The 25,537-nt window shown below is 70.8% G+C and carries 21 protein-coding genes; 8 read left to right on the forward strand and 13 right to left on the reverse strand.

Annotated elements, in window-relative coordinates:
- Positions 1 to 40 precede the first annotated feature (40 nt).
- Positions 41 to 913 (forward strand): hypothetical protein, encoded by an 873-nt coding sequence (locus HYQ63_RS25655; RefSeq protein ID WP_373689139.1) that lies wholly within the window; start codon positions 41 to 43, stop codon positions 911 to 913.
- A 134-nt stretch (positions 914 to 1,047) separates the two neighbouring features.
- On the opposite strand, the gene HYQ63_RS25660 is transcribed toward HYQ63_RS25655, so the two are convergent.
- From HYQ63_RS25660 to HYQ63_RS25670, 3 genes are all read right to left on the reverse strand, one after another.
- Positions 1,048 to 1,257: a DUF397 domain-containing protein gene (locus tag HYQ63_RS25660; protein WP_055557831.1), complete on the reverse strand. Its 210-nt coding sequence runs from the start codon at positions 1,255 to 1,257 to the stop codon at positions 1,048 to 1,050.
- A gap of 178 nt (positions 1,258 to 1,435) precedes the next feature.
- Complete coding sequence (locus tag HYQ63_RS25665) at positions 1,436 to 2,308, reverse strand: helix-turn-helix transcriptional regulator (protein WP_179936239.1); 873 nt, start codon at positions 2,306 to 2,308, stop codon at positions 1,436 to 1,438.
- 411 nt (positions 2,309 to 2,719) lie between these two features.
- Positions 2,720 to 3,469 (reverse strand): GPP34 family phosphoprotein, encoded by a 750-nt coding sequence (locus tag HYQ63_RS25670; RefSeq protein ID WP_179936241.1) that lies wholly within the window; start codon positions 3,467 to 3,469, stop codon positions 2,720 to 2,722.
- 256 nt (positions 3,470 to 3,725) lie between these two features.
- Here HYQ63_RS25670 and HYQ63_RS25675 point away from each other — a divergent pair, with 256 nt between their 5' ends.
- A complete protein-coding gene (locus HYQ63_RS25675; protein WP_179936243.1) occupies positions 3,726 to 6,581 on the forward strand; it encodes a D-alanyl-D-alanine carboxypeptidase in 2,856 nt (951 codons plus the stop codon).
- A 185-nt stretch (positions 6,582 to 6,766) separates the two neighbouring features.
- A complete protein-coding gene (locus tag HYQ63_RS25680) occupies positions 6,767 to 8,692 on the forward strand; it encodes an MFS transporter (RefSeq protein ID WP_179936245.1) in 1,926 nt (641 codons plus the stop codon).
- Between the two features lie 10 nt (positions 8,693 to 8,702).
- On the opposite strand, the gene HYQ63_RS25685 is transcribed toward HYQ63_RS25680, so the two are convergent.
- Genes HYQ63_RS25685 through HYQ63_RS25700 form a run of 5 tightly spaced genes read right to left on the reverse strand, consistent with a single transcriptional unit; the run spans position 8,703 to position 16,526 of the window.
- The gene (locus tag HYQ63_RS25685) at positions 8,703 to 9,965 is read right to left on the reverse strand and encodes an ABC transporter substrate-binding protein (protein WP_257232108.1); all 1,263 of its coding nucleotides are present in this window, start codon (positions 9,963 to 9,965) and stop codon (positions 8,703 to 8,705) included.
- Positions 9,966 to 9,988: 23 nt separating this feature from the next.
- Positions 9,989 to 10,960, reverse strand: a complete 972-nt coding sequence (locus HYQ63_RS44880) for a hypothetical protein (protein ID WP_257232109.1) — start codon at positions 10,958 to 10,960, stop codon at positions 9,989 to 9,991.
- Positions 10,957 to 12,441, reverse strand: a complete 1,485-nt coding sequence (locus tag HYQ63_RS25690) for a vWA domain-containing protein (RefSeq protein ID WP_257232110.1) — start codon at positions 12,439 to 12,441, stop codon at positions 10,957 to 10,959. The genes HYQ63_RS44880 and HYQ63_RS25690 overlap by 4 nt, the downstream gene beginning before the upstream one ends.
- A gap of 21 nt (positions 12,442 to 12,462) precedes the next feature.
- Positions 12,463 to 14,823: a serine/threonine-protein kinase gene (locus tag HYQ63_RS25695; protein WP_179936249.1), complete on the reverse strand. Its 2,361-nt coding sequence runs from the start codon at positions 14,821 to 14,823 to the stop codon at positions 12,463 to 12,465.
- On the reverse strand, positions 14,820 to 16,526 hold the full coding sequence (locus tag HYQ63_RS25700; RefSeq protein WP_257232111.1) for a serine protease: 1,707 nt from the start codon (positions 16,524 to 16,526) through the stop codon (positions 14,820 to 14,822). Before HYQ63_RS25700 ends, HYQ63_RS25695 begins: the two co-directional genes overlap by 4 nt.
- 478 nt (positions 16,527 to 17,004) lie before the next feature.
- On the opposite strand from HYQ63_RS25700, the gene HYQ63_RS25705 reads away from it, so the two are divergent.
- The gene (locus tag HYQ63_RS25705) at positions 17,005 to 17,757 is read left to right on the forward strand and encodes an IPT/TIG domain-containing protein (protein WP_179936253.1); all 753 of its coding nucleotides are present in this window, start codon (positions 17,005 to 17,007) and stop codon (positions 17,755 to 17,757) included.
- 78 nt (positions 17,758 to 17,835) lie between these two features.
- Positions 17,836 to 19,377: an S-layer family protein gene (locus HYQ63_RS25710; protein ID WP_179936255.1), complete on the forward strand. Its 1,542-nt coding sequence runs from the start codon at positions 17,836 to 17,838 to the stop codon at positions 19,375 to 19,377.
- A 15-nt stretch (positions 19,378 to 19,392) separates the two neighbouring features.
- Here HYQ63_RS25710 and HYQ63_RS25715 read toward each other — a convergent pair whose 3' ends face one another.
- The gene (locus tag HYQ63_RS25715) at positions 19,393 to 19,635 is read right to left on the reverse strand and encodes a transposase (protein ID WP_179940498.1); all 243 of its coding nucleotides are present in this window, start codon (positions 19,633 to 19,635) and stop codon (positions 19,393 to 19,395) included.
- Positions 19,636 to 19,699: 64 nt separating this feature from the next.
- Positions 19,700 to 20,116, reverse strand: a complete 417-nt coding sequence (locus HYQ63_RS25720; protein ID WP_179936256.1) for a hypothetical protein — start codon at positions 20,114 to 20,116, stop codon at positions 19,700 to 19,702.
- Positions 20,117 to 20,410: 294 nt separating this feature from the next.
- Here HYQ63_RS25720 and HYQ63_RS25725 point away from each other — a divergent pair, with 294 nt between their 5' ends.
- From HYQ63_RS25725 to HYQ63_RS25735, 3 genes are all read left to right on the forward strand, one after another.
- Positions 20,411 to 21,166 carry a hypothetical protein gene (locus HYQ63_RS25725; RefSeq protein WP_179936258.1) on the forward strand — a complete coding sequence of 252 codons (756 nt, stop codon included), beginning with the start codon at positions 20,411 to 20,413 and terminating at the stop codon, positions 21,164 to 21,166.
- A gap of 624 nt (positions 21,167 to 21,790) precedes the next feature.
- Positions 21,791 to 22,867, forward strand: a complete 1,077-nt coding sequence (locus HYQ63_RS25730) for a ferritin-like protein (RefSeq protein ID WP_179936260.1) — start codon at positions 21,791 to 21,793, stop codon at positions 22,865 to 22,867.
- 115 nt (positions 22,868 to 22,982) lie between these two features.
- The gene (locus HYQ63_RS25735) at positions 22,983 to 23,252 is read left to right on the forward strand and encodes a hypothetical protein (RefSeq protein WP_179936262.1); all 270 of its coding nucleotides are present in this window, start codon (positions 22,983 to 22,985) and stop codon (positions 23,250 to 23,252) included.
- Here HYQ63_RS25735 and HYQ63_RS25740 read toward each other — a convergent pair.
- The 3 genes from HYQ63_RS25740 to HYQ63_RS25750 form a co-directional block, all read right to left on the reverse strand.
- Complete coding sequence (locus HYQ63_RS25740; RefSeq protein WP_179936264.1) at positions 23,231 to 24,115, reverse strand: hypothetical protein; 885 nt, start codon at positions 24,113 to 24,115, stop codon at positions 23,231 to 23,233. The genes HYQ63_RS25735 and HYQ63_RS25740 overlap by 22 nt on opposite strands.
- A 12-nt stretch (positions 24,116 to 24,127) precedes the next feature.
- The gene (locus tag HYQ63_RS25745) at positions 24,128 to 25,012 is read right to left on the reverse strand and encodes a hypothetical protein (RefSeq protein WP_179936266.1); all 885 of its coding nucleotides are present in this window, start codon (positions 25,010 to 25,012) and stop codon (positions 24,128 to 24,130) included.
- Between the two features lie 250 nt (positions 25,013 to 25,262).
- Positions 25,263 to 25,520, reverse strand: a complete 258-nt coding sequence (locus HYQ63_RS25750) for a hypothetical protein (protein WP_179936268.1) — start codon at positions 25,518 to 25,520, stop codon at positions 25,263 to 25,265.
- Positions 25,521 to 25,537 lie beyond the last annotated feature (17 nt).

Below are 25,537 nucleotides of genomic sequence, written 5' to 3' on the forward strand. Positions count from 1 at the left end.
CCCTCCCCAGCTGACGTCACGTCAGCTACACCTGATGGGCATGACGAGCGACGCGAGCGAGGACACCCGCGCCGAGCAGGAGGACACATGCGCTGCGCGGTATGGCGAACTGGCCTCCGTCGGCCCCTACGGGGTGCGCCCGGGGCACGCCCTGATCACGATGGTCGAGCCGCATCCCGGCCATGAGTACGCGTACAACCGCTGGTACGAGGACGACCACTTCATCGCGGGCGCGATGGCCATGCCCTGGATCTACGCCGGCCGCCGCTGGGTCGCCACCCGCGACCTCCAGCGCCTGCGCTACCCGGAGAAGTCGGCGGTCGCCCAGCCGGTCACCGCGGGCTGCTACCTCACCGTCTACTGGCTCACCGAGGACCGCTACGCGGAGCACATGCGGTGGACGGTCGGCATCAACAAGCGGCTGAACCGGGACGGCCGGGTGTTCCAGGAGCGCACCCACGTCCTGACGGCCTTCCACGACCGGGAGGCGACCGTCTACCGGGACGGCGCGGCCGGGCCGCGCGACCACCACGCCCTGGACCATCCCTACGCCGGGCTGGTCCTGGAGGTCATCGAAAGCGAGAGCGCCGAGCGGCGCGGTGAGCTGCTCGAGTGGCTACGGGCCCGCCATCTGCCCCGCCGCCTGTCCGGCTCGCCCGCCGCGATGGTGACCGTCTTCCGCCCGACCCCGCTGCCGTCGGACCGGATGGCGTACGTCAAGCAGGTGGAGGGCGTCGACACCAGGCTGACCCTGCTCTGGTTCCTCCAGTGCGATCCACGCGAATGCTGGGAGGAATATCTGACGGGGCTCGACACCGATGTGGAGCGGTCCGGACTGGGCCGGGTGGAATTCGTCGCGCCGTTCATTCCGACGATTCCCGGTACGGACCAATACGTCGCGGAGCTTCGGTGAAGGCGGCGGAAACCGAAATGCGACGAGCCCTCTCGGCAGGGACGGCGGCCGGTCGAGAGGGCTCGGTGGCTGTCTTGTGAAACTGCGGTTCCACGGGGCCGGACCGCGCGGTCGCGGCCGGTCGAACAGCGGGATTAGCCGAGGTCGAAGGCTCCGCCGTGGACGTCGGCGACAAAGGCCGACCAGGAGGCGGGGGCGAAGCTGAGCGTCGGTCCGTGCGGGTCCTTGGAGTCGCGCACGGCGATCTCATCGACGACCGGGGAGGCGACCTCTACGCACGCGCCGTTTCCTGCGGAGTACGAGGATTTCACCCAGGTACTCGTCTTTCCCTGCTGAATGGACACAATTGCTCCGATGCGTTTTGTTGACGAGATGCACCCCCGTGTGGAGGCGAAGCCGACGTTACTCGTCAACATCGTCAGGAAAGGTGGCCATTCACTCGACCGGGTGGCATATTCCATTGGCCCCTTCCGCGGCAGGGTGCGGAGGTGTACGCTCCGCCCTCGCTCGCGACCGGCGTCGTCAGCCCTCCCCGTGCCGACGCGCGTGGTCCTGCGCCACCTCGGTGATGAACTGGCGGCTCTGGTCCACGTTCAGCGCCTGGGCCCGCAGGTGCTCGTACATCATGCTGTAGCTCTGCACGTCGGTGAGCTTCTCCAAGTAGAGGTCGCTCGTGACGCCCTCCAGGTAGACGACGCTCGTATCCGACTCGTCCGAGAACTCCAGGATGGTGAACTGCCCGCTCATGCCCGGGTGCGAGCCCATGCCGAACGGCAGCGCCTGCACCGTCACATGCGGCTCGTGGCTCATGCGGACCAGATACTCCAGCTGATCGCTCATGATCTTGTGGTTGCCCACCACGCGCCGCATCGCCGCCTCGTCCACCACGGCCCACAGCCGCAGCGGGGTCAGTGGATCGGCGATCCGCTCCTGCCGCCGCAGCCGCACCTGCACCCGCTGGGTGATCTGGTCCGGGGCGACCTCGGGCAGCGCCCCGCTGATGACCGCCTCCGCGTACTCCGGGGTCTGCAACAGCCCCGGCATCACCTGGGGTTCGTAGACCCGCAGGGACGCCGCGTCCGTCTCGAAGCCGATGTAGACGCTGTACGGGACGTCGCCGAAGGCGTTCCACCACCCCTGCTGGCGCGACTCCTTCGCCATTTGCATCAGGGAATCGACCAGGGCCTTGTCCTCGACCTTGTACGTGCGGCAGAGATCGCGCACATCGCGCTGGCTGATGCTGCGACGGCCGTTCTCCAGTCTGCTGATCTTCGACTGGGAGACCATCAGCTCCTCCGCCACCTCCTCCGCCGTCATTCCCTTCTCCTGGCGGAGCCTGCGCAGTTCCTGGCCCAACCGGCGTCGCCGGACAGTGGGGCCGACATTCGATGTCACGGGACGTGCACCTCCGGCTTCGTACTGCTGATACATGCTGTTCAGCAGCCTGCCACTACCGGACCCGGCCGCGCTGGGAAATGGCCCGACAAAGACCGTACAAAGGGTGGTCGAACACGCGCGCGGGGCGGCGGGACGGCCGGTCGTCCGGAACGGCCGTCCCACCACCCCGCGCTTCAGCGGCTCCCGAACCGGGTCGGTGGGGACTGCGGTGCGGTCGGTGGAGCGGAATGGTGCTCGCTGGTGCTGTATCGGTTCTGCGGACTCTGGCGAGCCCGTTCGGTGCCCTGGAAAGTGCCCTGTGGTGCCCTGTCGTGCGCCGTGGTGCTTCTTGGGGTCCTCCGGGCTCCGGAGCCGCCCACGGATGCTGTGCGGCGTCCTGAGGCGCCCTGGGGGCCTCCTGGCGATGGGTCAGCGCGCTCCGACGCGGGCCATGCTCCCGCGGCGGGACGGCTGCGCCGGGACCCCGGCCGCGGGCTCCGCCGCGGCGCGCGCTCCCGGCGGTCGACCTGCGGCCGGTGCGCGCCGTGGCTGCGCCGCGACACCGTTCTGCACGTCCATCACGGCGTGCGCCACCAGACCGCCCATCGGGTCGTGCCTGATCAGATCCCGGAGCCTGGAGCGCGAGGAGCGCCCCTCGTTCCCGGGATACAGGTGCTTGCCGAGCCCGACCGCATGGGCCAGGGCGGCGAGCGCGGCGGTCCGCGGGTCCGGCGGTACGCCGGTGCGGATCGCACTGTCCAGCCGGTTCCTGATCTCCCGGCTGATCGCCGTGTCCGTCGCCTGGTAGCGAGTCGTCGGCAGTACCCCGCACATCTGGCCCGCCACGGCATGCACCATGCCGCACCGCTCCAGGTGCGTGAGATACGTCTGGCGCAGCCCCAGTCGGGGCCCGCCGATCCAGTGGACAGCCCGAACCGGACTGCCGCGACGGCGCAGCAGTTCCAGTGCGGAGTCCAGAGTTGGATCTCCGGTCGGCCGTGGCAGCACCACGGCGATACGATCCCCGTCAGGGGCTATCCGTCCGGCCAAGGCCAGCTCTACTAGCTGTGCCCCGGCAAGACCGAGGTCGAGCGACTGCGGCTGCGCCGTGGTACCCGTGGTCGGGTCCAGGGCCAGCAACAGAAGCTCCTCCGGAATTGTTCTGCGGCTCCTGCCCATCCATGCCTCCCCGCGTGGATGAATGACAGGGTGACCCCTGCCACATTGGTCTGTCGAGAGTGCCTGGGGGATTTGGGTGGGAACCGGTAGGTATGTCTTTCTCGTCTAGCAGGTGAGCGATCACCCTGAGGCGCTCTCCGGCGGCGGTGTTGCACGGCTGCACGCCGGACACACAGGACACTGGATGATGGTTGTAATGCGGGACGCGGCGTCAGGAGACGCCCGGCGTCCCGTGTGACGTATCGAGGAGGCATCGGTGGCGGGCGAGTCCCCCGGCAAGTCGGATCAGCAGAAGTCGTCGGGGGAGACGGCTAGGGGAGCACGCGATCCGCGGCTCACGGCCTTCCGTGAGGGGGAGGCCGACGGCGGGCATGCGGCGGTCGCCGTTGCCGAGGACGCGTCCGAGTCGGCTCCCGACGAGTCCACCGAGGCGTCCGCCGAGTCCGGCGAGTCCGGCGCGGCCTCGGCGGAAGCGGAATCGGAGTCTCTGGAAGCCGCGGATGACGGCGATACGTCTGATGTTCGCGAAAGCGAAGACAGTGAATCGGTTGAAGCGGAATCGGCGGAGCCGGAGAGCGCGGAAACCGAGTCGGGGCTGCCGGTCCGCCCCAAGGACGAGGCGCCCTCGCCGGGGGCGACGTCCGGTGGAGCCGGTGAGACGGAAAAGCCGGAAGGAAGCGACGCCCGCCTGCGGGAGGCCGTCGCGGCCTGGGTCGCGTCCGACGAACCGGACGCCGATGCGGAGGCCGAGGGCGAGGACGCCGAGAGGGCCGCGTCCGGCGGCAACGACGACGCGGGTGCCAAGGGTGACGCTGCCTCGGACGACTCGTCGTCGGACGGGCCGGTCGATCGGAAGACCGCGGTGTTCCGCACGGCGGACGTGGCCGCCGATGGCGATGGCGATGAGGACCGCACGAAGGCTGCGTCGGACGCCGAGTCCGGGGCGAAGGGCGACTCGGCCGCGTCCGGCGGCAAGGACGACGCGGGTGCGGATGCGTCTCGTACGGAGAAGGCTGCCGCCGACGTCGACGGCGAGGACGACGACTCGGCCGCCAAGGATGAGGTGCTCGGCGAGGATGCCGACTCCGGTGCCAAGGGCGAGAGCGACGACGACGCTGCCTCCGACGACGCGTCGTCGGACGGGCCGGTCGATCGGAAGACCGCCGCGTTCCGTACGCCGAAGACGGACCCGGACGCCGACCGTGACGACGACGGCCCGTCCGGCGGTAAGAGCGACTCCGGCGCGTCCGCCGACGACAAGCGACCCTCCGGCGGCGAGGGCGACTCGGGCACGTCCAAGGACGGCTCGGGCGAGACCGGCGACGGCAAGCGCGCCTCCGGTGGGCGGCGTCCGGCGTGGGCGGGCTCCGATGACGACGAGGACGAGGGCGGTGAGAAGGCCGCGTCCGGCGACGGCGACGACAAGCCGTCCCGCCCGTCCGTCGACCAGAAGACCGCCGTCTTCCGCGCGCCCAAGGTGGACGAGGACGGCGAGCCCGTCGACCGTCCCACCGCCGCGTTCGGCGTGCTGCCGGAGAAGAAGGGCGTCGACCAGCCCACCACCGCGATCAAGGCGCTCCCGAGCGACGCGGACAAGGGCGCCAAGGACGACAAGGGCGCCAAGCGGTCCGAGGGCGAGAACGAGCGCACCAGCAAGTTCGTACCGCTGCGTTCCCCCGACGACCCCGCCCCCGCCCCCGCCCCCGCACCCGAGAAGGCGAAGGCACCGGCGAAGCCGGATACCGCACCGGCGAAGCCGGGCGAACTGCCGGAGACCGAGCGCACCAAGCAGCAGCCGCTGCCGCCGCAGACGCCGGACGGGAAGCAGCCCGCGCCGCTGGATCTGCTGGCGGAGCTGACGAACAGGCCGCCGAAGCCCGAGACGCCGATCCGGACGGCGGTGCGGCGGGTCAAGATCTGGACGCCGCTGGTGCTGCTGCTCGTGGTGCTCGTGGCGATCGCCCAGGCGGTGCGGCCGCTGCCGGATCCTGAGCTGAAGCTGACGGCCGACGAGTCGTACGCGTTCAAGGGCGAGAAGCTGGCGATGCCGTGGTCCGGCGAGGGCCAGTCCGCGGCCGAGGTCGAGGGCGTGGGCAGCCTGGGCACGTCGGGGGCGCAGAAGCCGGTGCCGATCGCCAGTGTCACCAAGGTGATGACGGCCTACGTGGTGCTCAAGGACCATCCGCTGAAGGCCGGTGCGGAGGGCCCGCGCATCAAGATCGACGCGACGGCGGCCGAGGAGTCGGGGTCGGCCGACGAGTCGCGCGCGTCGGTCGAGGAGGGGCAGAGCTTCACCCAGCACCAGCTGCTCCAGCTGCTGCTGATCAACTCCAGCAACAACATCGCCCGCCTGCTGGCCCGCTGGGACGCGGGGTCGCTGGACGCGTTCACCAAGAAGATGAACGACGCGGCCAAGAGCCTGGGGATGAAGAACACCACGTACACGGACCCCAGTGGGCTGAAGGAGTCGACCAAGTCCACCGCGGCCGACCAGCTCAAGCTGGCGAAGGCGGCGATGCAGTCCGAGGCGTTCCGCGAGGTCGTGGCGACGCCCAACACGCAGATCCCCGGTCTCGACGGCAAGATCTACAACAACAACAATCTGCTGGTGAAGCCCGGTGTGATCGGGATCAAGACCGGGTCGTCGACCCCGGCCGGCGGTGCGCTGATGTGGGGCGCGGTGCGGACGATCGACGGCAAGAAGCAGCGGATCCTCGGGGTCGTGCTCGAACAGCGCGCGCCCACCACGCTGGACGCCAGCCTCCAGCTGGCGCAGACGGAAAGCTACAAGCTGATCACCACCGTGCAGGACGCCCTCACCTCGGCGACCGTCATCAAGAAGGGCGATGTCGTCGGCCAGGTGGACGACGGCCTCGGCGGTACGACTCCGGTCGTGGCCACCAAGGACCTGAAGGCGGTCGGCTGGGCGGGGCTGAACGTCGACATCAAGATCGGTGACGGTGGCAAAACCATTCCGCACACGGCGAAGGCGGGCACCGTCGTCGGCGAGGTGACCGTGGGCAGCGGGCCCGGTCGGGTCAAGGCGCCGGTGGCGCTGCAAAACGACTTGTCCGAGCCGTCCTTCGGGGCGAAGCTGACCCGTATCTCCTGACCCGGACGGGCACCGGCGCGGGAAGCCGCGCCGGTGCCCGCAGCCGCTGACGAACCGCCTCGCGTGCTAGCGTCGCAGGATGTCCCCGACCCTGACTCGCCCAGACCAAGGCGAACCGTGGGGAACCGGAACAGGGTTGAAGAGATGAACAGGGGCAGACCTCGGGGGAGACGGGGAGAGTCGCAGTGACCACCGTGGATCCGACACGGGCCGATAAGAACGGGAGCTCGGAGGAGAGCACCGCGGCGCGAATACGCCTGCCCGCGCAGCGTCGGCTCGCCGAGCCGGACGAGCGCGCTCCGGAGGCGGCCCACGGAGGTGAGGCGGCCGTTCGGGCGGGGGTGTTCCGCCGCGCCTGGGGTGCCCTGCGCCGCCCGGTGCCCGCCGCGCTGGCCGCCGCCGCGGTGCTGCACCTGCTGTGGGTGGCGCTGCTCGCGAACAGCGGCGGCGACCTGGCCGCACAGGACGCCTGGGCGGAGTTCGCGCTCCAACACCCCGACTCGGCGTACAACCTGGCCTGGTACGGCGGGATGCACCCGGTGTCGTACAGCGTCATCTCGCCGTATCTGATGGCGGTCCTCGGCGTGCGGTCGACCATGATGATCGCCGGGACGCTGTCCGCGGGGCTGCTCGCCCTGCTGCTGGTCCGCAGCCGCTCGGTGGCGCGGCCGATGGTGCCCGCCCTGTACGGCACGTTCGCGCTGGTCTGCAACGCGACCTCGGGCCGGGTGACCTTCGGGCTCGGCGCGATGTTCGGCCTCGCCGCGGTGGCGGTCATCTTCGCGTGGCCGGTGCGGTGGCGGTCCCGGCACTGGCACCACCGGACCGGGCGGTTCCTGCTGGCCGCCCTGCTGTCCGCGGTGGCGACCATGGCCAGCCCGGTGGCGGGCCTGTTCGTGGGGATCGTGGCGGCCGCGCTGTGGCTGACCAAGCGGCGCCCGGCGGCGTATGCGCTCGGTGTGACTCCGGTGCTGGTGGTCGGGCTGTCCGCGTGGCTGTTCCCGTTCTCCGGCGAGCAGCCGATGTCCATCGGCTCGGTGATCCTGCCGCTGACCGCCGGGCTCGCCGGCTGGCTGCTGTCCCCGCCCGAGTGGCGCACGGTGCGGGTCGGCGCGGCGCTGTACTCGCTCGGTGTGGTGCTCACCTGGCTGATCCCGTCCCAGATCGGCACCAACATCTCCCGGCTGGGCATGATCTTCGGCGGTGTGGTGGTGATCGCCGCGCTGACCGAGCCCCGCATCAAGCCCGCCCGCGCCGAGCTGCGCACCACGCCGGCCGGACGGCGGTGGCTCGCGCTGGTGCTGTCGCTCGCGACGATCACGGTGTGGCAGGTCGTCAAGACCGGCGACGACGTCATCCACACCACCCCCTCGGCGTCCTGGGCCCGTGAGCTGGCGCCGCTGGTCGACCAGCTGAAGCGGGTGAACGTCGACCAGGGCCGGGTCGAGGTGGTGCCGGTGCGCAGCCACCGCGAGTCCTCCGCGTTCATCCCGTACGTCAACCTGGCGCGCGGCTGGAACCGGCAGCGGGACCTGGACCGGAACCCGATCTTCTACGGCGAGAACACCCTCACCCCCGCGACCTACCACGAGTGGCTCAAGCGCTGGGCGGTGCACTTCGTCGTGCTCCCCAACGACGACCCGGACAAGGGGGCCGAGAAGGAGGCCCTGCTGCTGGAAGGCGCCAAGTTGCCGTATCTGCGGCAGGTGTGGTCGGACGCCAACTGGAAGCTGTACGAGGTCAAGAACCCGACGCAGGTCGCCGACCCGCCCGCCACCGTGGAGCGGGCGGGCGCCGACCAGTTGGTGCTGAAGGTGCGGGAGCGCGGACCGGTCCTGATCCGCATCCCGTACTCGCCGTGGCTGGGGCTGGTCGACGCCGAGGGGCGCAGCATCAAGGCGCCGAAGGCGGACCGGGGCGACGCGCTGCCGGTCAACCGCCAGGGCTGTCTGACCACGCGGGTCGAAGCCGCCGTGGAGGGCCAGCCGGAGGACGAGTGGACCGTGCTGCAAGCCCCGCGCCCCGGTACCTACCGGATAGCGGGCAAGTACAAGCTGCCGCGCGGCACGCCCTGCCCGAAGGAGATGGCCCCCGTAGGGGCGGCCCCGTAGGGGCGGCGCATCACCCGCAGACGGTCGACAGCCAGGGCCGTCCGCGCTCCTTGTGCAGGTCGGTACGGACCTTCTCCAGGCTGGTCAGCAGCGCGTCCGGGCCCTTGGCGACATCGCTGAGGTAGGCCAGGGCGGCGCGCTGGAAGGCCAGCCGCATCCGGGTCGGCATGGCGTCGGAGGCGTCCAGGCACAGCGAGCGCGAGTTCTTGAGCGTCTTGGCGATCTTCTCGCCCACGTCGTCGGGCTGTACGGAGAGGGGGACGTCGCCGTTCGCGAAGAACGGGCGGGTGCGGCCGGACGCGGTGTTCTCCGCCCAGGCCGTCTGGGCCTTCGCCGAGGTGAGGTACGCCAGGAGGCGGCGCGACTGCGGGGTTTCGTGGAACATCGCGGCGAAGTCCGCGGACACCTCCCGGGCGGTGGAGGTCCGGTCGGCGCCGGGGATCAGCCCGGTGGAGAAGGCGAACGAGGCGTGGGCGCGGTCCTTCGGCGCGTAGCCGCCGCGGATGAACGAGCCCTGGTGCTCCAGCGCGCACGTCGGCCGGGCGGCGAACAGCTTCCTGCCGGCGTCCCGGAAGTCCGTGAGCAGCGCGGTGCGTGCCGCGCCCTTCCCGAACAGGGAGCCCCAGGTCCGCCACGCCCGCCCGATCCGGGGGTCCGTCCAGGCCAGGCCGCCGGTCGCCCACGCCTGGTAGACGGCCTTGCCCTGCTGCTGGAGCAGGATGTCCTCGATCCAGTCGGTGCCCGGCCAGCCGGAGGTCGCGTCGCCGCCCATCCCGGCGCACCACTGGCCGTCCCGGGCGGCGAGGGCGGGCAGTTCGCGTGATGTGTGGCGGTTCGCGTCGTACCAGACGATGCTCTTCAGGTCGGCCTTGACCGCGATGCCGTACACCGCGCCGTCCCCGCGCGGCGCGGGCTTCCACAGCGGGCCGTAGGCGGCGAGCGTGTCCGCGGGGAGCACCTTCTGCAACGGGACCAGGGGCGCGTCCGCGTAGGTGGCGAGTTCGCCCGGGCTGGGCAGGACGGCGATGTCGGGCGGGGTGCCCGCCTTCACCTCCGAGGACAGCACCTCGCGCAGGGCGGTGGTGCCCTGGTAGTCGACCCGGACCCCGGACTCGTCGGTGAACAGCTGGAGCAGCTCGCGGAAGGCCGCGCCCTCGTCGCCGGTCCAGGTGGCCAGCACGCTGACGCTGCCGCGCGACTGGCGGCCGCCGGTGTCGCCCGCGCCGACGGCGGACAGCACCACCAGCCACAGCCCGAGGACGGCCGCGGTCACGTTGAAGGAGCGTGTCCGGGCGCTCATCGCGGCTGGAACCGGTACTCGTCGATGCGCGGCTGGAGTCCGACCAGGATCAGCGCCGCGACGACCGCGCCGCCGAGCGGGATCCAGCCGACGGCCCCGGCCCGCCAGTGGGTGTCCCGCATGGTGTCCGCCACCTCCTCGGCGGTCTCGCCGCCGTTGGAGCCGATGTTCGTCCGGCTCAGGGTGGACCGGGCCTGGTCCAGCCGTCCCTGCATGTGGTGCGTGAAGAAGGCCAGCGGTATCACCGCGAGCAGCAGCGCGGTCGCCGCGGCCAGCCACGGGTTGACCCGGCGCCGGAAGCGGTGCCGCAGATAGCGCTGGGTGAGCCACAGCAGCACCGCGAGGGTGCCGAACAGCGCGGGCACCAGCACCCACCAGGCGAACCCCAGCAGCCAGCCGAACGAGGTCTGCGCCCGCAGCACCCGCTGCTGCCCTTCCTGCACGGTGCCCAGCCGGGCCAGGACGCCGTCGTGGTCCCGGGTGAGCATGGCCGTGGCGTAGCCCAGGTAGGCGTCGCGCAGATCCTCGTTGCCGCGGTTCACATACGCCTGCTCGATGATGTCGCTGTACGAGGAGACCAGCCCGGCGGTGGTGAGCAGCGACTGCCGGGCCGCCTTGCCGCCGGTGGTGCTCTTGACGGCCTGGGCCAGGCTCTGGTTGGCCGTGGACAGTTCGTTGCGGTAGTCCTCGCCGAGCCCCTCGACGTCGGTGGTGGGGCCGTCGAGGCTCAGCTCGGCCCTGGCGTTGGCGACGTGGAGGGCGTCGATCGCGGCGGCCACCTGGAGGATCGCCGGGGTCGACCGCTCGCTGACCGCCGTGGTGTTGCGGCTGACGCCGTAGTACGCGGCGAACAGCGCGGTCACCGCCGCCGCCGTGAGGACGAGCAGCGTGGTCAGCCGCCGGATGAGGAACGTCCGCGTCCCGCCCTCTCTTCCCCGCTCGGTCCCGGCGCGCCGGGTCCCGCTCATGAGGCCCCCTCCGGGCTCAGCGGGGTGTCGCACTTCTGGCAGTACGCGGCGGTGGCGGGCGCGGTGCGACGGCAGGACGGGCAGAGCCGGTCCGGGCCGGTGGGGGCCTCGGCGGGGGAGGCGCCGGGGAGGCCGGTGAAGCGGACGCTCTCCTCGGTCACGATCATCGCCGAGTTGAGGTCCAGCGGCCGGATGGGCTCCCGGATCCGCACCTCGCCGGTGGCGGCGTCGACGATGTGGACCAGTCCGCGCAGCCGCTCCAGCATCTTGGCGCTGCCCAGTCCGTGGGCGAGCCGGACGGCCTGCCCCCACTGCCGCCGGGCCTCCTCGCGGTCGCCCGCCTCGTACGCGTCGCAGCCCGCGGTGATGGCGTGGCCGAGGGAGGCATCGGCCCCGTAGTGCGCCAGCCGGGGGTCGACGCGGGAGGACAGCAGCACGTCGTCGGTCCACTGGACGAGCACGGACCGGGCGGGCGGCGCGGCGGGCAGCGGAAGGTCCGTATCGCCGTCCGGGGCGAGGTCGACGGCGGCCAGTTCGACGTCCTCGCCCACCGGATCGCCGTCGGGGTCGGCGAGGACGCACAGATGGAACTCGCGGGACTCGTCGCCCCACGCGTCGGTGCGGTACTCCCAGGTGCGCGCGTCGGGCCGGGTGCCCTCGCCGGTGAGGTCGACCCGGGTGGGGTGCACCTGCTTGACGAAGCCGATCCGGCCGCCCGCCCGGGTACGGACCCGGATCCGCACCCCGGAAAGGGCCTTGGCCATGGAGGCGCGCGTCATCTCCTCGAACTCGGCGGCCAGTGCGGAGTCGTCCAGCACCGCGTCGGCGCGGCCGTGCAGCCTGCGCACGATCTCCTTCAGCTCGGTGGCGTCCCAGCCGTCGCCGATGCCGCGCGCGTCGCAGGTGAAGTGCGGGGCGCAGGCGTCCAGCACCTTGTCCAGATACCCGGCCGCGTCGTGCTCGTTGCGGCCGTCGGTGAGGAGCAGGGTGTGCCGGATCGCGGCGGGGCGGCTGAGGTGGAGCCGCCGGGCGAGGTCCAGCCAGGCGCCGATGGCCGTGCCGCCGATGGCGGGCAGCCGGGCCGCGACGCGGGCGGCGGCCGCCCGGGTGTCGGGGCCCGCGACCGCCATGCCGCCCGCGAACGGATAGACGACCTGGGCCTGTTCGGTGCCCTCGATGATCGCGAAGTGGGTGCCGTCGCGCAGGACGCCGACGGCGGTCGCCGTCGCCCGGCGGGCCGCCGCGATCTTCGTCGGGGGCCAGCTCATCGACCCGGAGCAGTCGATGACGATGACCTCGGAGGCGGCGGTACGGGCCGCGGCCGGGCCGAGTCCCCGGGTCTCGACGCTGATGACGGCGTGCATCTCGGCGGGGCCCGCGGCGGCCGGGAGGTACTTGTTCTGGTGCACGCGCAAGCTGATGGCGGGGCCGTGGTCCTCCTCCGCGGGCCGCCCCGGATGGTCCTGACTGTCCTGGCTCATGTGATCCCCCTGTCCCCCCTGTCAGACGCCCGTCATGGGCCGGACGGCGTTGGCGCGGTCCACCAGCACACCCAGCGCCTCCGGGCTGTCCGCCTGCTGGGCCAGCCGGCGCAGCACCGCTTCGAGCTGCGACCGCACCGACAGCTCGTCGTTCCCCTCGCCGAACAGCAGCCCGGGATCCGCCGGGTCGCCCGCCGCTCCCTGCCGCAGTGTCCGGTCGAGCGCGGCCTCCAGCACCTCCGCGGTGAGCCGGTCCCGGGCCTGCCCCCGGGCGCGCCCGTCGTCCAGGTACAGCCGCGGCAGCCGGGTCAGCACCTCCACCAGGTCCCCGCCGGTGGGCCGGTCGTGAAGGTGCTCGCCGAGCCGCCCGGCGAGGACCCGTACGGTCGCGATCCGGGCGGCGTCGTAGTGGCGCGACACCTTCGGCACCCCGTCGAGGACGGTGGCCGCCCCGCCCCGGTCCCCGGCGGCCAGGCGCAGCCGGGCCAGGCCGAAGGCGGCGCTGCCCTGGGAGCGGTTGCGCTCCCACACCGCCTCGTAGAACCGCTTGGCGGCGTCGTGGTCGCCCAGGTGCTCGGCGCAGTAGCCCAGCGCCAGCTTGGGCGCGTACTCGCCGGGCAGCGCGCTGTACACCTCGTCGAACGCGCGCCGCGCCTCGGCCACCGCGCCGCCCGCGAGCCGCAGCAGGGCGCGGTGCCAGGCGCGGCGCCAGTCGTACCGGGCGCCACTGCCGATGATCTCCTCGGCGGCCGTCAGCTCGTCGTTCGCGCGGTCCCGCATCCCCAGGTCCAGATAGGCGCGGCAGGTACGGAAGCGGATCTCGGCCGAGGGGTACGGGAACGCGCCCAGCTGCTCGATCAGCCGCCGCGGGCCGCTGTCGGTCGGGGTGTTGAGCAGGGCGGCGCCCGGGTCCGCCGCGTCCGGGAACGGCACCGGCAGCCCCGGCGGCACCTGCTCCGGGGACGGCAGCCCGTGCGCGAGGACCCGGTGCGGATCGCCGTCCAGCCAGTGTTCGAGCCCCGGGATCCGGCCGAGCCCCGCGTCCAGCAGCGCGGCGGTCGGGGCGAACAGCGTGGACGGCGCGGGCTGTTCCTTCCGCAGCCGCAGGGCGTGGATCTCCCGGAGCACGCCCCACAGCTGCTCGGACATCTCGCCCGCCGACCCGAACCGCCGCCGCGGATCGCGGGCCGTGGCGCGGGCCAGCACCCGCCGGTACGACTCGGCGCCCAGCCCCGGCGGTGCCTGGGCGGGCCGCCCGGCCTTGTCGGACAGCGACCGCAGGGTCGCGCCGACGCCGTACAGGTCATGGCGCTCGGTGAGCGGGCCGCCCCGCAGCGACTCGGGGGAGGCGAACCCCTTGGTGATGACGGGCGGATCGCCGCCCTGCCGCCCCAGCCGCCGGACCGCACCCAGGTCGATGACCTTGACCCGGCTCTCGTAGTGCATCACGTTGCTCGGCTTGAGGTCGCAGTACAGCAGCCGCTCCCCGTGCAGATAGCCGACCGCGCGCAGCACCAGACAGCCGTACGCCAGGATGTGCTCGTACAGCCGGGGCCCGTCGTACGGCGGCATGGCGTCCGCGATGCAGTCCCGTATCTGGGCGAGCGTCATGCCGCCGACGAACTCCATCACGATGTAGCCGGTGAGCCGGTCGCTGCCGGGTGCGGGCTGGGTGACGTAGTTGATGATGCGGACGATGCCGGGGTGGTCGAGCATCGTCAGATAGCGGCGCTCCTCGACCGCCGCCCGCAGCGCCGCCTCGTCCTCGTTGTTGATCAGGCCCTTGATGGCGACCGGCTGCCGGTCGAGCTGGGTGTCCTCGGCGAGATAGACCCAGCCGAGCCCGCCGAACGCGACACAGCCGATCACCTTGTACTGGTCGCCCAGCAGATCCCCGGGGCGCAGCCGCGGGGTGAAGTCGAACGGATGGCGGCAGCGCGGGCAGAACCCCGCCGACAGCGCGGGCTCCCCGTTGTAGGGCGCGCCCACGGTCTCCTCGCAGCCGGGGCGGCCGCAGATCTGGCCGCGGGACGGGGGCCGTGGGTCGTCGAGCACGAGGTCGGTGAGGGAGGGCAGTTCGACCCGCGGCAGATCCAACAGCCCGTCCCCGGCGGGGCCGAGGCTGAACTTCCGCGCCGCGTCCCGGCGCCGCGCCCGGTCGGTGGCCGTGGTCGCACCGGATCGCAGGACCCCGGTGGGGGCGCCGGGTCCGGCGTCGGCGGCGCCGGTGTCCGTGCCGGGTGCGGCAGGGCCCGGGATCGTGCCCGGGGGCGTCGGAGCGGGTCTGCGGCCGCATTCCGTGCAGAAGCCTCGGGGGTTGATCCGGCCCCCGCCTTCTCCGGGGCAGTCCGCGCGGGTGCACGCCGCGGTCGGTGACGTCATGGCGAGTCCCCCTCCGGGGGCAGGTGTACGGCCCGGACGAAGCGGTCGACGGCGCGCCGCGCGGCGGCCACGTCGCAGGGCACCGCGGACAGTTCGCGGTGGGCGGCGCGCTGGAGCGGGAACAGCTCCCGGCGCTCCGAGGCGGCCTTCGCCCCGAGGAGCGCCGCGTACGCGTTCAGCAGGCCCCTCAGTTCCTTGACCTCGTCGCGCTGGGCGTCGGCCGTGTGCAGCGCCGTCTCGATCCGCTCCCGCACGGCCCCTACCGCGTGCTCGAATGCGGCGAGCTTGGCGACGATGTGATGGGTACGCCGTTCGGGGTCGTCGCGCAGCCGGGTCAGGTTGATGCGCAGCGCCGGGGCCTCCGCCGGGTCCGATGCGGCGCGCGCCCCGGCCGCGGTGGCCTCCCGCTCCAGGCCGGCGGCCTCCGCGACCCGGTCGGCGAGTTCGTCCAGCCAGGCGTCGATCCGCTCCGGGTCGGGGCGGAACAGCTGCTCGCACAGGCGCAGTCCGGGAGCGTGCGGATCGCGGAAGACCAGCATCAGCCGGGCGCCCTGGTCGGCGAGGAGCTTCATGAAGCGCAGCAGCGCCTCCGGTTCGTTCGCCCGGTCCAGCCCGACGGCCACGACGGTCAGCGGGACGGCGTTGGCCCGGATCCGGCTCAGCGGGGAGGCGTCGCCGGGCAGATCCATCCGGTCGGCGACCCGGCGGGCCACCTCGGTGTCGGTGCGGCCGGTGACGTCGATGGCCAGGTCGACGCTGCCCAGCGGCGGCACGGTGCCGTGCGGCGCGGCGGACACCGCCTCGTCGTCGCCGCCCCCGGACAGCTCGCGGTCGGCGAGGGTCACGGCGCGGCTGAGCGCCTCGTAGCGGCCGCTGTCGTCGGGCGCGATGACGACGGTCTCCACGTCCGCGACGCCCGGGCGCCGCCCGGCCAGGGACTCGCGGCGCAGCCACAGGGCGAGCCGCTGCGCGAACGGGATGTCCTGGACGCCGCCGGTCAGCCGGGAGACGAGCCGTGCGTCGACGACCCGGTCGCCGCCCACGAAGCGGTGGACGAGCGGGAGGTGCCGCAGGATCGTTTCGATGTGGATCATGTTCGACCGCAGTCGGCGCTCGTCGGCGGGGATGTCGGGGGCGTCGTCGTAGCGGTTGACGATCATCCCGATGACGTGGCCGGTCTTCACGTCCTCCACCCCGGCGCCGCTGCATCCGCGGCGCACCACGTCCCCGGGGGAGTCCGGGATCAGCTCCAGCCACTCCGCGCGCGGGCCGACGGTCCCGGCGATCTTCGCGTAGAACCAGGTGCCGTCGTCGTTGTGGCGCGGGAAGCCCAGGTTCCGGACCTGCCTCAGCGGCTCCGGCGACAGCCGGTACAGGGGTGCGGCGTGCTCGGCGGGCTGCGGCCGGTCCAGCGTCAGCAGCGCGATGTCGCCGCATCCGTCGGCGCGCCGGGGCACCCAGCAGCCCGCGGCGACGCGCGCGGTCACGGGGGCGGCGTCGGGCACCTGCACCAGGTCGACGAGGACCTGTGACGCGGGCACCGGGCGCCCGTCGTCCGGGATGACATGGGCGCACGTCAGCACGGTGTCGCCGCCCAGAAGGATTCCGGCGCCCAGGATCTCCCCGGTCATGCCGCGGATGCGTACCCGCCAAAACCCCCCGGCGGTGGACTCATTGACGGGAATGCCCATGTCCGCCCCCATGCGGCAAGAGGATACGCCCGCCGGGTGCGGAAGTGACCCCTTCGTCCGATGGGTCACGGGAAAGGGTGAGTGGCCGGCGAAAGGCCCGTCCGCGCGCCCCCGCGCGGTCCCCGAGGGCCGGGCGCGGGGGCCGCGGGGACCTGCGGCGGTCGCACGCCCCGCCATTCGAGTGATGCGGCGTCACACTTCTTGTGGACGGACTCATTCCGATGGATTACTGAAAACGTGCGGTATGGCCTCCGCCGGTGTCCCCGGCGAAACGGCCCCCGCACCCTCGCCGGTCCCGGGCGCCAGGCGTACCGAGCGAGGGGGCCGGGCGGGCGTCCCCAACGACCCGGCCGGCGCACATCGCATTCTCCTGCGAGCGCGAGCGGGTCCGACCCGCCCGGCCCGTCCCTCCCATCCCTTCCCTTTCCGTCCTCCGAGCCGCCTTCGGGATTCCGGGCGCCCGCTCAGTCTTCAGCAGGGAGAAATCGCCATGCCCATCTCTCCGAACCAGGGGTCGACCGGCGGTGGCACCACGGTCACCATCACCGGTACGAACCTCGCCAACGCCTCCGCGGTGAAGTTCGGCAGCAAGGACGCCACCATCACGGCCAACACGCCCACCTCGGTCACGGTGACCTCGCCGTCCGGCACCGGTGCGGTCCCCGTGACCGTGACCACGCCCGGCGGCACCAGCAACCCGCTGACGTTCTTCTACGTCGGTGCCCCCTTCAAGGCCGGCCTGAGCGCCTCGTCCGGCCCGCTCGTGGGCGGCAACACCGTCACGATCACCGGTACCGGCCTTTCGACGGCCACCGGCGTGGCCTTCGGCCCCAACAGCGCCACGCCGGTCGTCGTCTCCGACAGCACCATCACCGTCGCCGTGCCCGCGGGCGCCGCGGCCGGGGCGGTCGGGGTCAGCGTCACCACCGCGGGCGGCACCAACAACGGCCTGTCCTACACCTATGTGGACGTGCCCACCGTCACCGGCTTCACCCCCGCATCCGGCCCGGCCTCCGGCGGCACCGCGGTGACCATCACCGGCACCAACCTGGGCACCACCGAGTCGGTCACCTTCGGCGGCATCGCGGCACCGTTCAGCGTCGTCAACGCCACCACCGTGTCGGCGGTCTCGCCGCCCACGGCGGACGGACAGCCCGGCCCCGCCGACATCACCGTCACCAACCCGGCGGGCAGCGCGACCGCCGCGACCCCGTTCCAGTACCTCGCGTCGCCCGGTATCTGATCACCCCTGGGACGTTCCGCCGGAAGGAGCAGCACGTTGAGCACCCCTCATCAGGCCGCAGGCCCGGAGACAGGTTCCATGGCAACCGCCGCGCCCGCGGTCACGGCGGCGTCCCCTCCGGTGATCAGTTCCGTCAGTCCCGCCTCCGGTGCACCCGGGGGCGGGACCGCCGTGACCATCACCGGGAGCAACTTCAACCAGGCGACCGCGGTCCGGTTCGGCACCACCCTCGCCCCGGCCTTCACCCTCGTGTCCGCCAACCAGATCACCGTCACCGCCCCGGCGGGCACCGGCACCGTCCTGATCACGGTGACCACGCCGGGCGGCACGAGCAACGGCGTCCCCTTCAGCTACACCTCCGCCCCCGTCCCCGTGCTGAGCGGGGTCTCGCCCGGGCAGGGCCCGACCGCCGGGGGCAACACCGTGACGCTGACCGGCAGCGGTCTCGGCGGGGCCACGGCGGTGCGTTTCGGTTCGGTGCTCGCGTCGTTCACCGTCGTGTCGCCGTCGCAGATCACGGCGGTGGCGCCGCCGGGGAGTGCCGGTCCGGTGCAGGTGACGGTGACCGGTCCGGGCGGTACGAGCAACGGCGTCACCTATACGTACGTGGCCAGTCCGGTGCTGAGCGGCGTCACGCCGAACCAGGGCCCGGCCACCGGGGGCACCTCGGTGACGCTGACCGGCAGCGGTTTCACCGGGGCCACGGCGGTGCGTTTCGGTTCGGTGCTCGCGTCGTCGTTCACGGTGGTGTCGTCGACGCAGATCACGGCGGTGGCGCCGCCGGGGAGTGCCGGTCCGGTGCAGGTGACGGTGACCGGTCCGGGCGGTACGAGCAACGGCGTCACGTACACCTACGCGGCGGGCCCGGTGCTGAGCGGGGTCTCGCCCGGTCAGGGCCCGGTGAGCGGCGGCACCTCGGTGACGCTGACCGGCAGCGGTTTCACCGGCGCCACGGCGGTGAAGTTCGGCTCGACGCCCGCGGTGTCGTTCACGGTGGGGTCGGCGTCGCAGATCACGGCGGTGGCGCCGCCGGGGAGTGCCGGTCCGGTGCAGGTGACGGTGACCGGTCCCGGCGGTACGAGCAACGGCGTCACGTACTTCTACGTCGGCATCCCCACCCTCAGCGCCGTCAGCCCCCACCAGGGCCCGGCCTCCGGCGGCACGGCCGTCACCCTCACGGGGACGAACCTCCTCGGTGCGACCGCCGTCAAGTTCGGCACCGTCGACGCCACGTCCTTCACGGTCGTCTCCGCCATCCAGATCAACGCGGTGGCGCCGCCGGGAAGCGCCGGAACGGTGCAGGTCACGGTGATCACGCCGGGCGGCACCAGCAACGGCGTCCCCTACACCTATGCCGCCGTTCCCGTTCTCACCAGCGCGGTCCCCGGCCAGGGCCCGCTGGGCGGCGGCAACACGGTCACCCTGTTCGGCACCGGCCTGACCACGACGAGCGCGGTCCGTTTCGGCTCCACGCTCGCCGCGTTCACGGTCGTGTCGGACACCTGGGTGACGGCGACCGCCCCGGCTGGGTCGGCCGGGGCGGTCAACGTCACCGTGACGACGGAAGGCGGTACGAGCAACGCCGTGTCCTACACCCGCGTCGCCGGGCCCGACATCTAGCGGGTGACTTGTCGATCACGGTGTGAGCCAGATGAGTGTGCTGGCCAGGGTGATGGCTGTGTGGAAGCGGTCGGGTTGTTTCTCGTAGCGGGTGGCGATTCCGCGCCACTGCTTGAGCCGGTGGAAGCACCGTTCGACCACGTTGCGGCGCCGGTAGACGGCCTTGTCGAAGCCGCACCGGCGCTCGCGGCGGCGGGCTCGGCCTGCGAGTTGGTCGACGCGTTCGGGGATGGTGGCCTTGATGCCTCGCTGCCGCAGGACGTCTGAGCTGAGCCGTCGCGAGCAGCGGAGGCCGTGAACACGCCGGAATCGCCCCCGCGGACTACCTCGATGTCATGTGGCACACGGCCACGGCGTTCATTCCGTGCTCGATGCCCGCTCGCCAGATCTCACCGGTCGTGGTCACCAGACTGGCCAGCTGATCGTATTCCTCCAGAGCGCTTTCCAGTCCCGCTGGCGCCCATCTCCGAGACGGTTTGACATGGGGGTACTGGGCTCGCCAGTCGCGCAGCGCGTCAATCGCTTCGGCCGAGGTGTACCAGCATGCCGCACGGGCCTGTCTTTCCAGGCGCGCTGGCAACCGCAGCGGCAGTTGTTCAGGAAAGCCGCCGTCGCGTGAACCTGGCCACCGCCCGAGGCTGCGGGCCTCCTCCGGGCAGGCCGGCCAGCGGCGGTCCCAGCCGCGAGCCTGCAACTCCTCACGAACGCCCACAGCCGCCAAAGCGTCAATCGAGTCCAAGAGCTGTCCGCATTCCCTCATGTACGCCACCTCTTGCCGCCACGCGGCGCGTACCGCGGAAGCCTCTCGGCGGCTCAGCCCCCTGACAGCCCACTGTCCTTCAGCTGCCAGTTCACGCCGCCGAATTCGTTCACGACTCAACAGTTCTTGCAGCCTTGCACGCGTTCCATACGCCAGGCGTGCCGTCACCGGAACGCTACCCGCACCATCCATTGTCTGATTACCCAAGACGTAGTTTGCAAATTACCCCTCCTCAAATTATTGCTCTCACTGACGAATTGGTTGAGATGCGACGTGACCGAAGTTGCCGCATTCTGGCGGAAGGTCGGCGTCACCGGCCACCCCCACAAAGGCGCCCAGTTGGGCACGACCGAGGAGTCCGCAATGACGATCACGCCGCGCGTGAGGGAACAGCAACTGACCATCTACACTCCCGAGCAGGCAGGTCGGGAGTGGAGTCGCCTGACCGGCCAGAACTCGCAACTCGCCATCCTGGAGCAAGCCCTGCCGGGCCGTCTCGGTGTGAGCAGCGTCGAAGATCTGCCCGAACCGCAGTTCTTCGGAACCACCGGTAGATTCGTTCTCGACGGATCCGTGCCTCAGCCCGAGGAACTTTCCGGGACGGCCGGAGAAGTACACACCATCGAGTCCGGCCTGATAGTCCAGTCCCGCAGCGCGGGCAACCGACAGGTGGCCGCGTGCGTGGCCACGACGCGGGGCATCCCCTCCGGCGTCAGCCACGATTACGTCTTCGTCCTCGACACGACCTCCGATCAGTTCCTCGCCGGCGTCAACGAACTCACCCCCGACGCTGATGGGCACCTGGTGACTCGGGATGGCTGGTGGGAGGCGCTGACCTCGTGCTTCGGTTCCAGTGATTGCGGAAGTACGTGTCTCAGCGCCGCTCTGACCTGCCCGCCCGCGGGCTGGGCCGTCTACCTCGCCTGTCTCGCGGGGCGCTGCGGCGGGTGCGTCGTGAGTTGTGCCGCCTGTGCCACGTGCGATTGCACGTGGTGGTGCAGGCCCGCTGTCGGATGCTGCAACAACTGATCCGGGAGAGATTCACGTGACGACCATCCACTGGCTGCAAGTTCCGATTCGGCCGCAGACGGGCGAGAACAGCTCACCGGCAGTGAAGTACGAGGTCGGTAACGCGGTTGTTGTGTACGGAACTGAGGCAGCGTACGTAGGTACTGCCGATCAGCATATGGCTGATCAGCTCGTGAGCCACCCCGACGTAAGCACACTCAGTGCGAGCGTCATGAGGCGAACCCAGCCCGTCCCCGGACTTCCGCTGACGTGGGAAGGTTTGGAAAGCCAAATCCCACTCGCGGGCGGCCAACGTGTGCGTCGGCGCGCGGTCGGTCTGGGAGATGCGATCGCGTCCCTCACTCGCCGCGCCCGAATTCCGGAGTGCGGGAGCTGCGCACGAAGGCGTAGAGGGCTGAACAGGATCACGATTTGGGGCTGGTGGCGAGAACGGCCGGTTCAGACCCGGCAAAGCATCGGGGCAGAAGCCGGATAGAGGCAAGCGAAGGCTGTCTGTTGTCGTGCAGTGGCCTGGGCCGATCGTGCCCGGCCCAGGCCCGCACGCCTACGACCGTGCCGGGACACCTACTTACTGACCGGCTGCTCACCTCGGGAAGGGGCGCATGCCGGGGAAGGGGAATTTCCATGACGACCCCTGTCGACTATCGAAGCAACAGGATTGTCGAATTGATGGATGAGCCTGCCGAGCATCGCGGCGTCGACTGGCTAAACGAATCGTTACAGCAGGCCGTTATGCTGGAACTCGCCACGCTTCCGCCGTACCTGTGTGCTCTGTGGTCCATCGAGGACCAGCAGGGGGACGTGTTCACCGCCCTACGCCGCATCATCTTCGACGAGATGTCACATCTTGGCCTCGCCGGAAATCTGCTCACCACCATCGGCGGGGCCCCCCGCCTCGCCGACGAGAAGACAGTGCCAAAATATCCCGGTCCCCTGCCGGGGGGTGTGCGGCCCGGACTGTCCGTCTACCTGAGCGGGCTGACGAAGGAGTCCCTGGACCTGTACTCCCGGATCGAAGAACCCGACAACCCGATCACGGAAGCCGGGTCGCATACGTCCATCGGGGCCTTCTATACCGCTGTCCTGGAGGTCTTCCGGAGCCACCCAGAGCTGATCAAAGGTACCCGCCAGCTGAGTCGAAACATGGCTTCCCACGGAACGGGAAACAGCATCGTGGCGCTCACTTCATTGGCAGAGGTTGAGAAAGCCATCGGCATCATCAAGGAACAGGGGGAGGGCACGGCGGCGTCGCCGGAGAACCCCCACTTCGAGGAGGATGGTGAGCTCGCCCACTTTTATACTTTTCGGGAGATCTATCACGGCCGAAGGCTGATCAGGCCCGCGTCCCCTGATGCGGGGCGATGGACGTTCACTGGCGACGCAATCCCCATGCCGCGCACCCTCCCCATGGGCGTGGTGCCGACCGGCGGCTGGGATGCCAGTGACCTGCTGGCGCCCGACCCCGGGACGAAGAAGCTCCTCAACACTGTCAATCATGCGTACAGCGAGATGCTGCGGCATCTGGAACAGGCTTGGCAGACTGACCAGCAGACCACGGCGAAGGCGCTGCTCAACAAAGCCGTCGGTCAGATGCGCGCCCTCCAGAAACCGGCCCAGTCGCTGATGCGCCGCCAGCTGCCCGACGGCAGCGGTCATACCTACGGACCTGATTTCCTCTATCGCCACCCACCCATCGGATGACTTCTCAGGGACCTCTTCCAACCGGGTCACGGTGGTCGCCGCCAAGGCGGGCCTCCCACTCGTGGGGGGCCCGCTCGGATAGCGTCCAGCCCACAGCATCGTGAGGGAGGACGTAATGAGCGAGGACATCCCCCTGTGCCCTCCGTGGTGGCCCAGGATCGTCTGGGACCTTCATCACTGGCCCCACCCTCCTGGCGGAGGACCGGGGCCGATCAACTATCCGCCCGCGATGCACGACATGATGGCCGCGGTCAGTATTCACAGCCTTTCCTATCTGATGCTCGATCAGGAGGAGGCCGGCCGCATCCGCTCCACCGCCGAGCGGTGCCTCGCCACGACGGCGGGTCGGCTCAGTGAGCTGCATCAGAGGCGTTCCACGACCTGAAGGCCGGGCACTGACACCTCCGCCAGGGCCCACAGCGCGGAGACGGCCACCGGAAGAAAGAGATCCTGGTCTGCCGTCCGCAGTATCGGCCCTTCCGCCAGTTCGCGTGCGTAGAAGCCGAACCTGCCGTCGTCCTGCTGCTGACATCCCAGGTATCGCGCCGCGAAGTCGAACGTCTCGGAGTCGTCAGCGCCGAGGTAGCTGAGGGCCCGCAAGAGGGTCGATCCCAAGATCAGGTCGTATTCGCGCAGCTTCTGCAGGACGAGGACCGGCAGGGTGAGCAGGAGGTCCGGGTGTCTTCCGGGCATCTCCCGGGAGCCGAATAGCGTGTACGCGGCTATCGCGTTGCAGAGCCGTCTGACCGTGTGGGAATCGGCCAGCAGCAGCGACGTCCCGGAGGGGAGCGGGTCACCGTCGGTCCACCCGCTCGTCTCGCTCATCGTGAACGGGCCCTCGCCCATGGCGTCCAGAAGGTGCGCGAGACCGGTCAGCCGCGCCGGGACGGGCTCCATGCCGCGCAGCGCGTCGGAGGTCTCCCGGACGAACGACGCCAAAGCGGCGGACTCGGTGCCCCGCCGTCGCAAGACGTCGTGGCACAGCAGCAGCAGCTTCACGTCGTGGGCGAACGGGTCGAACCTCCCGTTCTCGCGTTCACGGTCGAGCGTCCCGCTCACCCGCGCCGCCATCGCGTCGACACGGGCCACGGCGCCGGGCGTTCCGGCTTTCTCCGCGACGGACAAGCCGAACAGGGCCTGGAGCTGGTGCTTCATGGAAGCGGCCGGGGCGTGCGCGGCCGAGAAGATGAACTCGGCGGCACGGTCCACGCCAGGGTGGCAGTCCACGCCGTGGTGGCGCTGTGTCATCTCCTCGCCTCCTCAGGCGTTCCGTGGGGCCGAAAGACCGGCCAGCGCCGACACGAGTGTCGTGTGATAGCAGGCGCTCGCCTCCAGCTCCACGTCGGGCGCATCGCCCTCTTCCAGACGGGCACGCAGTCCGGGGACCGCGCCGTCGGCTCGTTGGGCCGAGGCCAGGCACTCCCAGCCCAGATCATCGAAGGCTGACGGGGACCGCAGACACCGCGCGGAAAGGATGAGTTCCGCCGTCAGGTCCCAGTCACGGGCGGCGATGTACATGCCCAGAAGCCGCTCGACCAGCTTCCCGAGACGTTCGCGTTCGTCTTCGCTGATCCCTTGAGCGGGGCGATGCCCGAGATCTGCCGCGTAGAAAATGACGTGGGTGAGGACGTACGCCTCCGCCCGGGAGATATAGATGGGGTTCAGCGGCCGTGCCGGCATCGTGCCGCGGTAGAGCGTGAGATACGAGGGGAGACCGTGGCGCACGCGTCCCAGGTCGAGCGCGTGCCGAAGCTCCATCATCCGGTGCGGCGGGAGTGCGGGCGCGGTCACGGTGCTGGCTTCCACTAGCGTCTCGACAGCTGCCCGGTAGGTAAGTCCGTCGATCCGTCCGCCGTGCTCCAGGGCGGCTGCCACCACAAGATGGGGGACCAGGGTTTCCGGCTCTCGAAACGGGCGTTCCCGGTAGGCCGGGTTGTGGTGGGCAGATTCCAGGAAATCCAGGAACCGTGTGATCACGGCCATATCCACCGGCGTCGAGCAGCGCTGGGCCGAAAGCGTGAGGATCGCGAGTTCCGACAGCGGGATTTCGCACAGTGCCGTCAGCTCTCCGTCCTTGAACGGGTCGAAATGCGACAGGTTCTTGTCAATCCAGCCCAGCGCTCCCTCGACGACCTGCTCCGACACGGAGGAGGCGTTCACATCTCACACTCGCAGACGGCGTGCGATGGGTCCCCGGAGGCGATGACCCACCAACTACGCTCTCCCTGTCGGTAACGTGCCATATTGCGCGCAAGTTCGGGAAGGGCATCCCTCAATGGCGCGTCGAGATCCACGATGCCCGCGTCCTGAAGCCGCTCTATCTGCTGCCGCATCTCATCGCGGCTGGGGCGTGAAGGAGGGGAACCGGTACTCATGAGATTCACCTGCCCATGTGCTACGTGAGGTGGTTGCACCAACCCTGGTCGCCGACGAGCCAATAACCGCCGGCCTGTGCCGCAGTGTCACTCGTCCGCCGTGGATATTTCTGGTCGAGTACGTCGATGACGTCTCGCGCGGGAGCGTCCAAGTTGATCACTCCCTCGTCGTGCAGATGCTGAACGTGCTCGTAGATCTCGGCTTGTGCCTCGGCTACCGCACGCTGCTCGCCTTCGGGGTCATACCCGCTGCCAGGCCCGGCGCTGGGTGGCGTCACGATGCCTCCTCGGGAAT

The organism is Streptomyces sp. Rer75, from assembly GCF_013414305.1.
In the GTDB taxonomy this organism is placed as follows: Bacteria; Actinomycetota; Actinomycetes; order Streptomycetales; family Streptomycetaceae; genus Streptomyces; species Streptomyces himastatinicus.

Bases quoted from the DNA above. Each gene is read 5' to 3' on its own strand.
- HYQ63_RS25670 (WP_179936241.1), bottom strand. From the start codon at position 3,469: ATGGGCAGGAGCCGCAGAACAATTCCGGAGGAGCTTCTGTTGCTGGCC.
- HYQ63_RS25700 (WP_257232111.1), bottom strand. From the start codon at position 16,526: ATGGGGGCGGACATGGGCATTCCCGTCAATGAGTCCACCGCCGGGGGG.
- HYQ63_RS25695 (WP_179936249.1), bottom strand. From the start codon at position 14,823: ATGACGTCACCGACCGCGGCGTGCACCCGCGCGGACTGCCCCGGAGAA.
- HYQ63_RS25740 (WP_179936264.1), bottom strand. From the start codon at position 24,115: ATGACACAGCGCCACCACGGCGTGGACTGCCACCCTGGCGTGGACCGT.
- HYQ63_RS25705 (WP_179936253.1), top strand. From the start codon at position 17,005: ATGCCCATCTCTCCGAACCAGGGGTCGACCGGCGGTGGCACCACGGTC.
- HYQ63_RS44880 (WP_257232109.1), bottom strand. From the start codon at position 10,960: ATGAGCGGGACCCGGCGCGCCGGGACCGAGCGGGGAAGAGAGGGCGGG.
- HYQ63_RS25655 (WP_373689139.1), top strand. From the start codon at position 41: ATGACGAGCGACGCGAGCGAGGACACCCGCGCCGAGCAGGAGGACACA.
- HYQ63_RS25710 (WP_179936255.1), top strand. From the start codon at position 17,836: ATGGCAACCGCCGCGCCCGCGGTCACGGCGGCGTCCCCTCCGGTGATC.
- HYQ63_RS25730 (WP_179936260.1), top strand. From the start codon at position 21,791: ATGACGACCCCTGTCGACTATCGAAGCAACAGGATTGTCGAATTGATG.
- HYQ63_RS25690 (WP_257232110.1), bottom strand. From the start codon at position 12,441: ATGAGCCAGGACAGTCAGGACCATCCGGGGCGGCCCGCGGAGGAGGAC.
- HYQ63_RS25735 (WP_179936262.1), top strand. From the start codon at position 22,983: ATGAGCGAGGACATCCCCCTGTGCCCTCCGTGGTGGCCCAGGATCGTC.